This window comes from Arthrobacter sp. NPDC093139 (assembly GCF_044754165.1).
Taxonomy (GTDB): Bacteria; Actinomycetota; Actinomycetes; order Actinomycetales; family Micrococcaceae; genus Arthrobacter.
The window spans coordinates 510649-525315 of record NZ_JBIVOO010000002.1; the positions used below are offsets into that span (position 1 = coordinate 510649).

Consider the following 14667-nt stretch of genomic DNA (forward strand, 5'->3'; position numbering starts at 1 on the left):
AGCTGGGGCGCGATACAGCTGCAGTAATGCGGGTCAGTGACGCGTGTTCAGCAGGGTGTTGATTAGCCGCGCTGCCACCCGGGCGGTGCGGCCGTCGATGTCGAAGGCCGGATTCAGTTCCGCCACGTCCGCGTGCAGGAGCTTCCCGCTGGCGGCTGCCTGGCGGCACACAGCTGAGACCAAAGGCAGGGGGACGCCGAATGCCGCCGGCGCGCTCACGCCCGGAGCCACCGCCGCGGGCAGCACGTCGAGGTCGATGGTCAGGTACAGGACGTCAATGTCCGCCAGAAAGTCAGACACGAACGATTGCACGGCGTCCTGCGTGCAGTCCTCGTCCAGGAGATACTTCACTCCGAGACGGTCGGCGGTGGAGAACAGCGCCTCCGTGTTGTTCGGCTGGGAAATGCCGACGACGGCGTAGTTCAGTTCGCGGCCCGCGGCGGCCTCCGCCTGGGCCATCTGGAGGAACGGGGTGCCGGAGCTGGGGGCAGGCTCGTCGCGGAGGTCGAAATGGGCGTCCAGGTTCAGGACCCCGAGCCGCTGCCCGCCGCGGACGGCCTCGGAGCCGGCGACACCGAGGTAGCTCGCAAAGGCCGTCTCGTGGCCGCCGCCCAGCAGCACAGTCAGGTTGCCCGTATCAAGGAGGGACGAGACCGCCACGCCGGCCCGCGCCTGGCCGGCTTCGAGGTGGCCGTCCCGGACCGCCACGTCGCCGGCGTCGAGGATAGGTCTGTCCAGGTGAAAGGCGAGCGGGCCCAGCGCACCGCGGATGGCGGCCGGCGCTTTTGCGGCACCGGTCCGGCCCTTGTTCCGGCGCACGCCCTCGTCGCTGCAGAATCCCAGGATCACGGCAGGACGCGCGGCCTCGGGTGGAGTCCCCCCGGTGGCCCCCATCTGCGAAGCAGCCCGGACCGGCGGGTCCGGGCGCAGCGGACTGCGGTCCTGCCGGGCTTCTGCATACGGGGTCACGGCCTGCCACCACCGGCGGTGGGCGGCACCGTCACCGTCGAAACGGCCCGTCCACGGGTGGGGCTGAACATCGACCGAGAGCGCAGGAAAGTCCATGCTCCAAGCTCACCGCACGGAGGGAGCGAAAACCAGCCGTGCCGCCGTCGGGATGTCTGTAATCCCGGAACTCCCTCCCGCGAGATGGCATCAGGCCATGCCGAGCGCCTGTGCGATGGGTCCGATGGCGAAGAACAGGACGAATGCTGCGGCCACTGCCCACATGAGCGGGTGGACCTCCCGGGTACGTCCCTGGAAGGTGCGGATGAGGACGTAGGAGATGAACCCCGCGCCCAGGCCGTTGGCGATCGAGTAGGTGAAGGGCATCAGCGTGAAGGTGAGGAAAGCGGGGATGGCGATGCCCCAGTCCTGCCAGTGGATCTTGCCCACCTGGGCCACCATCATGAAGCCGACCACCACGAGGGCGGGGGCCACGGCCTCGAACGGCACCAGGTTGATGAGCGGGGTAAAGAACATGGCCACGAGAAACAGCAGTCCGGTCACGATCGAGGCCAGGCCTGTCCGGGCGCCTTCGCCGATGCCCGCGCCGGATTCGACGTAAATCTGGTTGGAGGACACGGACGCACCCCCGCCGACGATGGCGCCGAGGGCGTCCACCTGCAGCACACGGTCAACGTTGGGGATGTTGCCGTCCTTGTCCACGGTTCCTGCCTCGTTGGCCAGGCCCACCATGGTCCCCATCGCGTCGAAAAAGATGCTCAGCAGGATCACGAACGCGAGGAGCGCAGCCGCCACGAAACCGAGGTGCTCGAAGGCGCCGACGGGGTCCGCCCTGCCAATCAGGGAGAGGTCGGGGGCCGCCCATTCGGTGAACGTGGGAGCGACCAGCGACCAGCCCTGCGGGTTGTAGTTCGTGCCGTCGAAGCTCGGCCCGATGCGCAGCGTGACCTCAAGGATCACGGACAGAACAGTGGAGACAATGATGCCGATCAAAATCGCGCCCCTGACGTTGCGCACCAGCAGGGCGATGGTCAGGATCAGGCCGAACACGAACACCAGCGTCGGCCATCCCAGAAGTTTGCCGTCAAAACCGAGGCCCACGGGGACGGTAGTGCCGGCAGCGTCCGGGATGCGGCGCACAAAGCCGGCGTTGACCAGGCCGATCAGGGCTATGAACAGGCCAATCCCCACCACGATCGCCGTCTTGAGCCCGTCCGGGACAGCCTTGAACACTGCGGTCCGGAAGCCGGTCAGGACCAGGATCAGCATCGTGGTTCCGGAGAGCACCACCAGGCCCATCACGTCCGGCCAGGTCAGGCCCGGGTTGGTGGCCACCGTGACTGCCACGAATGCATTTACGCCCAGTCCGGTAGCTATCGCGAACGGGTGCTTGGCCCACGCACCCATGAGGATCGTCAGGATGCCAGCAGCGAATGCGGTGACAGCCGCCACGGCAGGGAAGCCGAGGGTGGCACCCGAGGAGTCCGGGCCGGAAAGAATCAGGGGGTTCAGCACCACGATGTAGCTCATGGCGAAGAACGTGGCAAAACCGCCGCGGATCTCGCGGGAGAAGTTTGACCCCCGTTCGGAAATCTTGAAATACCGGTCCAGTGCCGAGCCCTGCTTAAGCATTAGTCCTCCGGGGGTTTGTGGGGATGCTTGCATCCTATTCGGTGATCGGGATGCTCCCCGGTGAATTCGCCTAGTCTGTAAGGAAGCCAACACGAGGAGAAATCCGCCCATGCATTCCATCCGCCAGCTGCTGACCGCCGTCCTTGGCGCCGTCGCCTTCGCTGCCCTGCTGTGTGTCGCCGGTCCGGCCTCCGCCCACGACGCCGCCGTGTCAAGCAGCCCCGCCGACGGCGCCACCGTCGCTTCGCCGCCCGCCAAGGTATCCATCACCTTCAACAACAACCCGATGGGTTTGGGTTCGCAGGTGCGGGTCAACGATGCCGCCGGCGCGGACTGGGCGGACGGCAAGGTGGAGATCGTTGACAACGTGGCCTCGCAGAAGCTGCGGGAGGGAGCCCCGGCCGGCAAGTACATGGTGCTGTGGCGCGTGGTCAGTTCGGACTCGCATCCCATCGAGGGGACGTTCACCTTTACGGCAGCCGCCGGGGCGGAAGGCTCGACGACGGCGGCGGCGGTTCCCACGGTCGGCACGCCGCAGCCGGGGGTCACCCCGGCCCCCGAGCCTGCGCCGGACGCTTCGGAACCTTTCCCGTGGAGCCTTGTGGTGTTCGTTGGCGTGGCCGTTGGCCTGCTCGTGACCCTTGGCGTCCTGGCGCGCCGCAAGCTGGTTGTCGGGAACGATGAAGAGGACCCGGGTGCCGGGAGTGCGGCCGCAGGCGGCGCGGGCGCCAAGGGTCCCTAGGACCCAGGGCCTTACGCCGGGGCGGGGAGGGCCGCGAAGCTTCCCGTCAGGACAGACGGGACGCTGTCAGGGTTAACCTTGGCCGAAATTGCCCGGCCCACCACCTTGGCCTGCCGCAGGACCTCCTTGGGGGTAGGGGTGATGAGTTCGCCCACACCCACGAGGTAAATGCCGACGGCGCGCATGGCGGCCACCAGGTTCTGGCCCACGGAGATGCCCAGATCGGTGAGCATCCGGCGCAGCTGGCCGTTGGCACACCGTGTGAGGATGATGTGCTCTGCCAGCAGCACGCCGTCGGGGGTATGGACCGCCCAGCGGTGGCGGGAATCGCCGGCCGCCGCGGAACCCATCTTGTCCAGCAGCACTGCGCAGGTATCGTTCCGGATGTCCAGCTGGTGGCTCGCGGCGTAATTGCGGAGGTGGCGGATGATTTCGTTGCGCTCCTCCCTCGACGAGTCGCCGGGGTCACCACAGCGTTGCGGGGGTGCCGGCTGGGAGGCCTGGGACGAACCGGGGAACTCCAGCCCGTTCACGATTATCGAGTCCACGCCACAGCGGCGGAGTTCGGTGGCGACGGCCAGGCCGGGAAGGCCGGCCCCTATGACCACGGCGGTGGTACGTTCTGCCCTGCTGAGACCAGGCGTGCTTGACACTACAGCGTCCTCCTCGAAAATTTCGAGGTGCAGGGGCATCGGCGCCCTGCACCGTCCGCTGCCCCAGCAAGCAGACATAAACCATTCTCCGAACGTGCTGTGGCACACAGATATCGGATCAACAGTGCCTCGAAGACTACAGACTTTTTCGGCCGCTGGGTAGCCCATCCCGGACATTGAATGGGAAGCCCCCGGGGAGCAGGACCAAGGCCGGCGAGAGCATCCTCTGACGGAGCCCGGACGCGCGCGAAAAGCGGGTGCAGGAGGTGCCCTCAGGAGCCCTCTGGCCTGCTTGCTAAGTGCTCTTCGACCGAGAATAGTTATGACAAAGAGCAGGTCTTTTACAATCCGGCAAAGAAGACCTGCCGGGTGACGGCGATCGTGCCTCCTTCTGGCACAATGGCCGCATCACCAGGGCAGTACGCGAGGAGGCGGACCCACAATGGGCGCACACGAGTTGCATCCGGACCCGGCACGGGATGGCGGCGGCAGGTCAGCCAAGCCCGAGGGAATAGTGGTCGGCGTCGACGGCTCGGACCATGGGCAGTGCGCCCTGGTGTGGGCGGCCCGCGAAGCCGAGCGCCGCCGTCGTCCTCTCCACATAGTCACGGCCTACTCTGTTCCCATTTTCGCGGCGTCAGGCCTCGACGGCGGGTACGCCACCGTCGACGACTCCGTGATCCGTGAGGGTGCCGAGGCCATTCTGCAGCATGCCGTGGACAAGGTCGCCGCCTACAACATCGACGTCTCCGCCGCCGTCGAAAATGGGGACGCCTCCGGCGTCCTGCTGGACATGTCTGAAACCGCTGAACTCCTGGTCGTTGGAACGCGCGGACGGGGCGGCTTCGTGGGACGGCTTCTGGGCTCTGTCAGCAGTGCGATGCCGGCACACGCCAAGTGCGCCACGGTCACCGTACCCCTGATCTGCGCAGACCGGCTGGGAGAAACCACGCAGGACAAGCACATCAGGGCAGAGCAGGCCAAGGCCGGCCGTGTGCCCGTGGAGAACGTCGTCGTCGTCGGCGTGGACGGCTCCGAACAGGCCCGCGTGGCGGTGCTCGAAGCCGCGGCCCAGGCCGAACGGCTCGGCGCGCCGCTGCGGGTGATCTGCGCGGTGCCGCAGTACAGCGGCTCGCTGGCCTGGGTTCCCGCGCCAATGGACCGGGAAGCCCTGTTCGCCGACATCCAGGTCCAACTGAAGGCCGGTGTCGCCTGGCTGCAGAGCCACTACCCAGGGCTCGCCATCGAAACCCGGCTCCTGGACGGATCTCCGGTGGACGTGCTGGTGGAAGCGAGCCGCCACGTTGAGCTGGTGGTCGTGGGTACGCGGGGCCGCGGCGGTTTCACCGGCATGCTCCTGGGGTCCACGTCGGACGGTGTTTTGCACCATGCCAAGAGCCCGGTCATGGTGGTGCCTGACAGGGAGGATCCGAGGCTTGCGGACCGCGCCAGCTTTGGGCCGATGCTTGGCGACTCATAATCCATGAGCGCGCTGGTCCTCGGCCTGGGCGCTGTCAACGCCGCCATGCTGCCCCGGGTGGGCGGCAAGGCCGCGAACCTGGGTGAGTTGCTGGCGGCCGGGTTACCTGTGCCCGAGGGCTTCTGCCTCACCACCGCTGCATACCGTGAGGCGACGGCTCCGATCGGACTCGACGAACTGCACCACTCCCTGAAGGCAACGCCCGCTGACGACCTGGAAGCCCTCTCAGGCCTCGCCGGCAAGGCCCGAAGCCTGATCACGGCGGCCGATCTGCCGCCCGGGATCGCTGCCCAGCTGCGGTCGGCCTACAGCGCCCTGGGCACCGCCGGGCAGCCGGACCCGCCAGTGGCAGTCAGGTCCTCGGCCACGGCCGAGGACCTGCCGTTTGCCAGTTTCGCCGGGCAGCAGGACACCTATCTGAACGTGGTCGGCGCGGACGCCCTGCTGGCCGCGGTGCGCAACTGCTGGGCGTCCCTCTGGACCGACCGTGCTGTTACCTACCGCGCCAGCCGCGGCATCGACCCGTCCACGGTGGCGCTCGCCGTCGTCGTCCAGCGCATGGTGGACGCTGCGGCAGCGGGAGTCATGTTCACCGCGAACCCCGTGACGGGCCGCCGCCGCGAGTCAGTGATCGACGCCAGCCCCGGCCTGGGCGAAGCCGTGGTGTCTGGCGCCGTCAATCCCGACCACTTTGTGGTGGACATTGCCTCCGGGACCATCCTTGAGCGTCGGCTGGGAGATAAACGGCTCCTCATCCGCCCGGTGCCAGGTGGCGGCACCGAACAGGTGGACCGGCCGGCCGCAGGAGGAAAGCCCTGCCTCACGGACCCGCAGATCCGCGAACTGGCCGCGCTGGGAAGCCGGGCAGAAGCCCACTATGGGGCTCCACAGGACACCGAGTGGGCCATCGACGCTGCGGGCAAAGCCTGGCTGACCCAGTCTCGCCCCATCACCACCCTCTATCCCGTGCCGGGGCGAATCCCGGATACCGGATATCCGAGCGGCAGGGAGGACACGCGAATCTTTCTCTGCTTCAGTCTTGCCCAGGGACTGACGAGGCCTCTTACGCCAATGGGGATCGCAGCCCTCCGGATCTTCGGGTCCTCGGTGGCCCGGGCTGCATCCTTCGATGTGCCCGATGCCAGGACAGGCCCTCCGCCTTTCGCGGAAGCGGGCCAGCGCATCTTCATCGACGTGACGGGCGTGGCCCGGAGCACCGTGGGACGCTTTATCGTTCCCAAGGTGTTTGACGTCATGGAGGCGCGCTCGGCAGCCGTGCTGCGCAGCGTCTTCACCGATCCGCGGTTTTCAGTCACCAGCCGTACGCCATGGCGCCTGCTCCGGCGGGTGGGACCGGTGGTCCTGCGCGGCCGCGTGCCGGAGTCCCTGTTGCGTGCCCTGCTCCGGCCGGAAGTCGCGCTCCGCCGCGTTGACCGTTTCACCAGGAACTTCAGCGATGCCCTGGAGCTTCCGTCCGGAGGGTCTCCGCTGCAGCGGCTGGATCACGCGGAGCGCGTGCTCGCGGGGGTCTTTCCGATCGCGCCGGCCATCCTTCCGCTGCCTGCGCTCGGCTTTGCCCTGCTGGCCCTCGCCGGCAAAGTGCTGGGCGGACGCGATCGCCGCAGGGACCTGCAGCCCATTCTTCGCGGGTTGCCCAACAACGTGACCACAGAGATGGATCTGGAGCTGTGGCGGCTGGCTACTGAAATCCGTTCGGACCGCGACTCGCGCCTTGCGTTTGAGGACCAGCCTCCCGCTGTGCTCGCCCAGCGCTTCAGCGCAGGGGAACTGCCCGCCGCGGCGCAGCAGGGGCTGGACGCCTTCCTGGAACGGTACGGGCACCGTGCAGTTGCCGAAATCGACGTCGGGATGCCGCGCTGGAGGGACGACCCCAGCCACATTCTCGGCGTCCTTGCCAACTATCTCCGGCTCGAGGATCCCGCTCTCGCCCCGGACCGCCAGTTCCGCCGGGCCGAAGCCGAGGCCGAGGCCCAGATTGCCCGGCTCGTCGCCGAGGCCCGCTCGAGGGGCCGTGTCCGCGGCGCCATTGTCCGGGCCGCACTCAGGCGGGCGCGGCTCTTTATCGGCCTGCGCGAACGTCCCAAGTACCAGATAGTCCTGGCACTCGCGGAGGTCCGCAAGCAAGTGGCAGCCGCGGGGGCCGAACTGGCGCGCCAAGGACGGATTGCCCGGGCCGGCGACGTCTTCTTCCTGGACTTCGCCGAGGTGCGGCAGGCCCTGGGCGGCACAGACATGCAGGACCTCGTGGCACGGCGGCAAGGTGCCTACTACCTGGAGCTGGAACGGCGCCACATTCCGCGGATGCTGCTGTCCGACGGCACCGAACCTGAAACTGTGCTTGCAGCGGGTGCCGCTGCGGACGGCTCGCTGGTGGGAAGCCCGGCGTCCGCGGGAACCGCGACCGCGCCGGCGCGCGTCATCCTGGACCCGGTGGGGGCGCACCTGGAACCGGGCGAAATCCTCGTGGCCCCGTCCACGGATCCCGGGTGGACCCCGCTGTTCCTCACCGCCGGCGGCCTCGTCATGGAAATGGGCGGCCCTAATTCGCACGGCGCGGTGGTGGCGAGGGAGTACGGCATACCCGCCGTCGTCGGCGTCCCGGACGCAACGTCCCGCCTCCGGACGGGCCAGGAAATAACGGTCGACGGCGGCGCCGGCACCGTGGTGCCGGGCATCTAGAAGTTCCCGCAGGTAGAAGCTACTGCGGGCGCTCGGCCGACTTCCTCCTCCGGACATAGCGGATGATGAGCCAGACAACGAAGAGTCCGAGGCCCGCATACACCGCAAAGTTCAGGTACCGCGAGTACTGCCCGACCATGGAGTATTGGCGCCCGAGGATGGACCCCAGACTGATCAGGGCACCGTTCCAGATGCCGCTTCCCGCGATGGTGAAAACACTGAAGGTGCCCAGATTCATCCGCTGGGCGCCTGCCGGCAGCGAGATGAAGCTTCGCACGCCCGGAAGCAGCCGGCCAAAGAATATGGCGGATTTGCCGTGGCGCCGGAACCAGTCATTTGCCGCTTCGAAGTCCTCACGGTCCACGAGGGGGAGCTTGGAGAGCAAGCGTATTGACCGCTCGAGCCCCACTTTGGCTCCCAGGAAATACAGTGCCAGGGCACCCAGATAGGCGCCGAGTGTGCTGGTGACCAGGACCAGGCCCAGGTGCAAGGTGCCCTGGCGCGTCAGGAAGCCGGCGAGCGGAAGGATGACCTCGCTGGGGATCGGCGGGAACACTGTTTCGGCCAGGGTAAACAGCCCGACGCCCCATTCCCCCAGCGCCTCGATGGACCGCGCCGCAAAGCCGACAATTCCGGTCATCTCGTCTGCGGGACTGGAGGCGGCGGTCGGGGTGCGCATTGTTCAGGGCTCCTGAAGCTGGATCAACGGCGTCCCGTCCAGTCTGTCGCAGTACGTGTACTTAGGAAAGCCGGGGAGCAATCCGGGGCTGTCAGGAGAAAGGCGCCGAGGCGTACCCTGAGGATATATAAAGCTGCAACGTCGGAGCGGAGTTAGAGATGACCTCCAAGTGGCTGCGGTGGATGCCTGCCGCGGCCGTACCTGCTGTAATCGCTGCCGGGGTATTGGCAGGATCCGTACCCGCCAGCGCCCGTGATCCGCTGCCGGACAAGACGCCCGCGCAGGTGCTTGCCATGATCGCGCAGCACACCACCAAGGCCCTTTCCGGGACCATTGAGCAGACCTCAGAGCTTGGCCTGCCGGATGTTCCGCAGATGGGCCCTACCTCCGGGGCGGGAACAGGCTCTATCGCCGAACTGCTGACGGGCCCGCACAGCGCACGGGTTTACGTCGACGGACCTGCCAAGGTGCGGATCCAGGTCATGGACAGGCTCGCCGAGCGGGACGCCGTGCGGCAGGGCAATGAGCTGTGGCTGTACAACTCCAAGGACAACACGGCCACCCATGTGACACTCCCGGACAAGGCTGCCGGCAGCCGTCCTCCGGCCACCAGGATGCCGGGATCCGTGCTTACCCCGGAGGAATTGGCTGCCCGGATGCTTGCCAAGATTGACTCCTCGACGGACGTGACCGTCGGTGAGGACGTGGAGGTGGCCGGCCGCGCGGCATACAGCCTGAGGCTGACCCCGCGGTCGGAAGGAACGCTGGTTGAGTCCGTGGCCATTGCCGTGGACGGCGAAAGGGGCCTGCCGCTCAGCGTTGAAATCCGCGCCCGCGGACAGGTCGAGCCAGCGTTCCGGGCCGCATTCTCCAGCCTGAAGTTCGAGGCGCCGGACGCCGGACTCTTCAACTTCACTCCGCCGCCGGGGGCCACGATCAAGGAAGTGGTGGTGCCAGGATGGCCGCACGCAGCAAAGGATCCCGGCAGGCACCGCGGGACACACCAGCCTCCGGGTGCCCGGCTGAACTCCCCGTCGGTGACGGGCTCGGGCTGGGAGAGCATCGTCAGCTTCCCGGCACGTGCCGCTGTGCCTGATGCGAGTGCACCGAACACGGGTACACCGAACGCCGGCATGCCGTCCATCGACGGCCTGCTGGCCGACCCGCTGCTGAGGCAGGCCACTGTCACCGTCCCCGGAGGCCGGGCGATCTCTACATCCCTGCTGAACGTCCTGCTGACCGACGACGGCCGCGTAGTCGCCGGGTCCGTACCCTTGGAGCGGCTTCAGGCAGCCGCTGCCGCGAGGTGACGCCCGCTCACCGGGGCCCGGGACTCGCCATCGAGACCCGGGAACTGACCAAGCGCTTTGGTCATCAGGTGGCCGTAGACAGCATTGACTTGGCTGTGCCCCAGGGATCCGTCTTCGGGTTCCTGGGCCCCAACGGTTCCGGCAAAACCACCACCATCCGCATGATGCTCGGGCTCGCCTCGGCCACCGCCGGTTCCGTCAGTCTGCTCGGCCTGGACATGCCGCGCCGGCTCGATGAAGTGCTGCCCAGGGTTGGCGCCCTGGTTGAGGGACCCGCTTTCTATCCGTTCCTCTCGGGGGCGGCAAATCTGCACCGTTTAGACGCCGCGGACCGGCATGCCGTTCCCGGCACCCGGCGTGCCCGGGTCACGGAAGCACTGGAGCGGGTGGGGCTGTCACACGCCGCCCGCAAGAAGGTCCGGGCCTACTCGCTGGGCATGAAGCAGCGGCTGGGAATCGCCAACGCCCTGCTCTCCCGGCGGGAATTGCTGGTCCTTGACGAACCGACCAATGGACTGGATCCGCAGGGCACCCGGGAGGTGCGCAGCCTGGTCCGCTCGCTGGCCGCCGACGGCGCCACGGTGTTTGTTTCCAGCCATCTGCTCGCGGAAGTGGAGCAGATCTGCACACACGCGGCGATCATGAGCGCCGGCCGGCTCGTGGCCCAAGGCACGCTGCCCGAACTCCGTCAGGCCGGCTCGGCGCAGCTGCGGCTTATCACACCCGACGCCGGTAGGGCCTCGGGCGTTCTGGCCCGGTTTGGCATGACCCCGGTCATCGGACATCCGGACGGCCAGGGCGCCGTCATTACCGCCATAGTGCCAGACGCCGTGCCCGACGCCATGGTGCCGGGAGCCACAGCTCCGGAATCAATCGTGGCGGCACTGGTGGCGGACGGCGTGCGGGTCCGGGGCTTCACCGTGGAGCGCGGGAGCCTGGAGGACCGCTTTGTGGCCCTGACGGGGGAGGGGTTCGATGTCGCGCAGTGATTCGATTTCGGACAGTAAGCGGACGGTCAACAGCGCAGGGGAGGCCAGACGCCGGCCGTCCAGCGCATCGTTGTTCGGGTCGGAGCTGACGCTGCTGTTCCGGCGGCGCAGGACCCAGGCCCTGCTGCTGGCGCTGGCCGCCATACCGGTGATGATCGCCGTCGTCGTCCGGATTTCCTCGTCGGTCCCGCCGGGCCGGGGGCCGGCATTCCTGGACCGCATCACCCAAAACGGGCTGTTCGTCGGGGTGACAGCCATGATCGTTGCCGTGCCGCTGTTCCTGCCGCTGACGATCGGCGTCGTGGCGGGGGACACCATCGCCGGCGAGGCGGGGCACGGCACGCTCCGCTACCTGCTCGTGGCTCCTGCCGGGCGCGTGCGTCTGCTCCTGGTGAAATACGTGGGGGCGGTGGCATTCTGCATCGCGGCACCGCTGGCGGTGGCACTCGCCGGGGCCGGCATCGGTGCCGCGCTTTTCCCCATCGGTCCGGTGACCCTGCTCTCCGGCGACGTGGTGGAGCCGGGCGAAGCATTCAGCAGAATGCTGCTGATCGCCACCTACCAGACGGTCTCGCTGCTGGGACTTTCGGCGATCGGACTCTTCCTGTCCACCCTGACCGACGTGCCGGTGGGAGCCATGGCTGCCACAATCGTCCTGTCCGTGGCATCGCAGGTGCTGGACCAGTTGCCGCAGTTGGAATGGCTGCATCCGTGGCTGTTCAGCCATTACTGGTTCGGATTCGCGGACCTGCTCCGCCAGCCCATCGGATGGGATTCCTTCGCAGATAACGCCCTGCTGCAGGCGGGCTATATCGCTCTTTTCGGTGCCTTGGCATACGGCAGGTTTGTCAGCAAGGACGTGCTGTCATAGGCCCGGCTAGTAGCGTGCCGCCACCGGGTGGAGCTGCATGCCGGCCATCGTGCCCAGATCAGTCACCGTGATCCCGGCGGACGGGTTCAGGGCCTGCACTACCCTGCCGCCGCCCAGGTAAATGGCCACGTGATAGAAGCCGGGAGCTGATCCCCAGACGAGGAGGTCACCCGGCTGCGCCTGGGACAGGGGCACGTGGACAGGCGCCTGCGAGAATTGCGCTGCGGCCGTCCGGGGCAGGAGTTTCCCGGCCGCCGCGAAGGCATTCTGCACGAGTCCTGAGCAGTCAAAGCCGTAGGCGCCGGTACCGCCGTACTCGTAGAAGTATGGTTTTCCCACCTTGCTCAGGGCGACGGATATGGCGGTCTGGTTGGAGCCTCCCGGCGACGGAGCGGGGGCGGGCTGGACCGGTTGCGGTGCGGGAGCGGGAACGACCGGGGCCGGCGCCGGCGGAGCGGGGCGGACGGGGGTGACGGCTGGCGCGGGGGCAGCCGGCTCAATAGGGGCCGGGACCGGCCTCGCAGGCACCGGGGCTCCGGGCGCCCGGACTTCCGGGGCCCGCACCGCGGGCGTGCCGACTGCAGGGGACTGGACGTCGGGGGTCTGAACGGCGGGGGATTGGGCGGCTGGGGCCGGAACCGCAGCAGCCGGATCAGCCGCCTGATCACCTGCAGGGTTTGCGGCGGCTGTCACGGCGGCGAGACGGGCCTGTTGACGCTGCCGTTCAAGCCCATCGATCCTTGCCGATTCGAGAGCGGCGGTGGTGCGCCGCAGGGAGGCCAGCTGGCCGATCAGAATGGATCTCTGCGCCGTGGCATCGATTACCGCCTGCAGTTGCGCGGCGTTGGCCTGCTCGGCCGCGGCCTTGAGCGATTCGGCGGTCTTGGCGGCACGGTCCGCTGCCCGCCGGGCGTCTGCGGCTGCCGCGGTCAGGGACTCTGCCGCCGAGGCGGTGGTCTCGGCTGTTTCGAAGGCGCGGCTGCGGCCGGCGGAGAGGGCCTGCAACGTGGCTGCCTTCTCCAGGACGTCGCCGTTGCCTGCGACGAAGCTGCTGAGTTCGGGGTTTACCCCGCCGCTGCGGTACAGGTCTGCGGCCAACTGGCCGATCTCCTTGCGGCTCTTTTGCTGCGCTTTTGCCGCGGCCTTGGCCCTTGCAGCCGCTCCGTCGGCGGCATCTGTCCGCACGCGGAGTTCCACCAGGGCATCGCTGTAGGCGTTGTTGGCTTCCAGACTCCGGGCGAATGTGCTTTCCTGGGCGGTGGCTGCGTCCGCCAGGAGGCCCTCGATGTCGGTGACCTTGGCCGCCGTCGCGCTTTCACTGGTCTTGGCGGCGGCGATTTCGTCGGGGGAAGGGACCTGCGGCGACGCGGGAACGGTCACGGCGGCCGGGAAGGCACCCGCCGGCACATCAGCCTGTGCCGGCCCCGCCAAGGACCCAAGCAGCGCGGCTGTGGCGCACAGCGCGGCGGCCCTGTGGCCGGGACGGGTCAATCTCATTTGCTAACCTCGCAGCGTTCAGGCCGGACGAACGAGCCTTGAGGTGGCACGGAAGTGCCCCTCTGCCTGCCCAGCAGGACCGAGGTTACGTGTTCATTTTCACTTTGGCAACAAGAGTCGCATCTTTAACATAAACAACAGGAGTGTCATTCGGGTGGATTTGCCGGGCGTGTCGCGCTGTCGAGCGCGGACCTTTGGGGCGGGGATCTTCAGCCCGCACGCTCAGGCGTGCTGGTACGATTCGTGCTCGGAGTGGCTGGCAGGTTCGAGTTGAAAGGTGCAGTGCTCGGTGTCGAAGTGCGAGCCGAGGCAGGTTGTGAGCTTGTCCAGGACTTGGTCAGCTCCGCGGGCGCTCAGCACGTCGTCCTCCACCACCACGTGGGCGGAGAACACCGGCACACCCGATGTGATTGTCCAGATATGGATGTCATGGACCGCCACCACGCCCGCCACTGAGAGGATATGTTCACGGATCATCTGGACCTCCACCCCTTTCGGGGCCGCCTCCAGCAGCACGTCCACAACGTCCCGCAGCAGGTGCCAGGCCCGCGGCAGGATCATGATGGCAATGACGACAGAGGCGATGGTGTCGGCGGCAAGGAATCCCGTAAACATGATGATCACGGCCGCGGCGATGACCGCCATTGAGCCCAGCAGGTCACCCAGCACCTCGAGGTAGGCCCCCCGGACATTGAGGCTTTCCTTCTGGGCACCCCGCAGGATCAGCAGCGAGACAAGGTTTGCCGCGGCGCCGAGGACGGCGGCGTACAGCATGATGTCCGTCTGCACTTCCGGCGCGGCGCCGATCCTTCTGACAGCCTCCGTGAAGATCACCACGGCGATCGCCACAAGTATCAGTGCGTTGGCGAGGGCGGCCAGGACCTCGGCGCGCTGGTAGCCGTAGGTCCGCAGGTCACTGGCCGGGCGGGACGCGATCCACGCGGCCAAGAGCGCGATGAAGACGCCTGCCGCGTCTGAGAGCATGTGCCCGGCGTCCGCGAGCAGTGCCAGGGAGCCCGACAGCGCGGCACCTGCCACCTGAATGAGAACAACGGCCAGTGTGATGGCCAGGACGGCGATCAGGCGCCGGCGGTGCTTGCCGGTCGCCGTGAGGCCCGGGGCATGGTTGTGGTCGTGTCCCATGCCTA

Annotated in this window: 12 protein-coding genes; 6 read left to right on the top strand and 6 right to left on the bottom strand. The window is 67.7% G+C overall.

What is annotated here, in order from left to right:
- Nucleotides 1-33 precede the first annotated feature (33 nt).
- A complete protein-coding gene (hutG, locus tag ACIP90_RS05495; RefSeq protein WP_400577586.1) occupies nt 34-1065 on the bottom strand; it encodes a formimidoylglutamase in 1032 nt (343 codons plus the stop codon).
- Between the two features lie 90 nt (nt 1066-1155).
- The gene (locus ACIP90_RS05500; protein WP_400577588.1) at nt 1156-2598 is read right to left on the bottom strand and encodes an NCS2 family permease; all 1443 of its coding nucleotides are present in this window, start codon (nt 2596-2598) and stop codon (nt 1156-1158) included.
- A gap of 109 nt (nt 2599-2707) precedes the next feature.
- Here ACIP90_RS05500 and ACIP90_RS05505 point away from each other — a divergent pair, with 109 nt between their 5' ends.
- The gene (locus ACIP90_RS05505) at nt 2708-3340 is read left to right on the top strand and encodes a copper resistance protein CopC (RefSeq protein WP_400577589.1); all 633 of its coding nucleotides are present in this window, start codon (nt 2708-2710) and stop codon (nt 3338-3340) included.
- Between the two features lie 11 nt (nt 3341-3351).
- On the opposite strand, the gene ACIP90_RS05510 is transcribed toward ACIP90_RS05505, so the two are convergent.
- Nucleotides 3352-3993, bottom strand: coding sequence for an FAD-binding protein (locus tag ACIP90_RS05510; protein WP_400577591.1), 642 nt, complete (start codon nt 3991-3993; stop codon nt 3352-3354).
- A gap of 442 nt (nt 3994-4435) precedes the next feature.
- Between ACIP90_RS05510 and ACIP90_RS05515 the strand changes: the two genes are divergently transcribed.
- Nucleotides 4436-5473, top strand: coding sequence for a universal stress protein (locus tag ACIP90_RS05515; protein ID WP_400577592.1), 1038 nt, complete (start codon nt 4436-4438; stop codon nt 5471-5473).
- Between the two features lie 3 nt (nt 5474-5476).
- A complete protein-coding gene (locus tag ACIP90_RS05520; protein ID WP_400577594.1) occupies nt 5477-8173 on the top strand; it encodes a PEP/pyruvate-binding domain-containing protein in 2697 nt (898 codons plus the stop codon).
- A 19-nt stretch (nt 8174-8192) separates the two neighbouring features.
- Here the strand turns inward: ACIP90_RS05520 and ACIP90_RS05525 are convergent, their stop codons facing one another.
- Nucleotides 8193-8852, bottom strand: coding sequence for a DedA family protein (locus ACIP90_RS05525; RefSeq protein ID WP_400577596.1), 660 nt, complete (start codon nt 8850-8852; stop codon nt 8193-8195).
- A gap of 158 nt (nt 8853-9010) precedes the next feature.
- On the opposite strand from ACIP90_RS05525, the gene ACIP90_RS05530 reads away from it, so the two are divergent.
- Genes ACIP90_RS05530 through ACIP90_RS05540 form a run of 3 tightly spaced genes read left to right on the top strand, consistent with a single transcriptional unit; the run spans nt 9011 to nt 12022 of the window.
- Nucleotides 9011-10162, top strand: coding sequence for an outer membrane lipoprotein carrier protein LolA (locus ACIP90_RS05530; protein WP_400577597.1), 1152 nt, complete (start codon nt 9011-9013; stop codon nt 10160-10162).
- A complete protein-coding gene (locus ACIP90_RS05535; protein WP_400577599.1) occupies nt 10159-11151 on the top strand; it encodes an ABC transporter ATP-binding protein in 993 nt (330 codons plus the stop codon). Before ACIP90_RS05530 ends, ACIP90_RS05535 begins: the two co-directional genes overlap by 4 nt.
- Entirely contained in the window at nt 11138-12022 is an 885-nt protein-coding gene (locus ACIP90_RS05540; RefSeq protein ID WP_400577601.1) for an ABC transporter permease, read from the top strand. Before ACIP90_RS05535 ends, ACIP90_RS05540 begins: the two co-directional genes overlap by 14 nt.
- Nucleotides 12023-12028: 6 nt before the next feature.
- On the opposite strand, the gene ACIP90_RS05545 is transcribed toward ACIP90_RS05540, so the two are convergent.
- Complete coding sequence (locus tag ACIP90_RS05545) at nt 12029-13519, bottom strand: C40 family peptidase (RefSeq protein WP_400577602.1); 1491 nt, start codon at nt 13517-13519, stop codon at nt 12029-12031.
- Nucleotides 13520-13741: 222 nt separating this feature from the next.
- Nucleotides 13742-14662: a cation diffusion facilitator family transporter gene (locus ACIP90_RS05550; RefSeq protein ID WP_400577603.1), complete on the bottom strand. Its 921-nt coding sequence runs from the start codon at nt 14660-14662 to the stop codon at nt 13742-13744.
- Nucleotides 14663-14667: the final 5 nt, after the last annotated feature.

Excerpts from the sequence above, each read along its gene's own strand:
- hutG (WP_400577586.1), bottom strand. The coding sequence starts at position 1,065 with ATGGACTTTCCTGCGCTCTCGGTCGATGTTCAGCCCCACCCGTGGACG.
- ACIP90_RS05500 (WP_400577588.1), bottom strand. The coding sequence starts at position 2,598 with ATGCTTAAGCAGGGCTCGGCACTGGACCGGTATTTCAAGATTTCCGAA.
- ACIP90_RS05505 (WP_400577589.1), top strand. The coding sequence starts at position 2,708 with ATGCATTCCATCCGCCAGCTGCTGACCGCCGTCCTTGGCGCCGTCGCC.
- ACIP90_RS05515 (WP_400577592.1), top strand. The coding sequence starts at position 4,436 with ATGGGCGCACACGAGTTGCATCCGGACCCGGCACGGGATGGCGGCGGC.
- ACIP90_RS05520 (WP_400577594.1), top strand. The coding sequence starts at position 5,477 with ATGAGCGCGCTGGTCCTCGGCCTGGGCGCTGTCAACGCCGCCATGCTG.
- ACIP90_RS05525 (WP_400577596.1), bottom strand. The coding sequence starts at position 8,852 with ATGCGCACCCCGACCGCCGCCTCCAGTCCCGCAGACGAGATGACCGGA.
- ACIP90_RS05530 (WP_400577597.1), top strand. The coding sequence starts at position 9,011 with ATGACCTCCAAGTGGCTGCGGTGGATGCCTGCCGCGGCCGTACCTGCT.
- ACIP90_RS05540 (WP_400577601.1), top strand. The coding sequence starts at position 11,138 with ATGTCGCGCAGTGATTCGATTTCGGACAGTAAGCGGACGGTCAACAGC.
- ACIP90_RS05545 (WP_400577602.1), bottom strand. The coding sequence starts at position 13,519 with ATGAGATTGACCCGTCCCGGCCACAGGGCCGCCGCGCTGTGCGCCACA.
- ACIP90_RS05550 (WP_400577603.1), bottom strand. The coding sequence starts at position 14,662 with ATGGGACACGACCACAACCATGCCCCGGGCCTCACGGCGACCGGCAAG.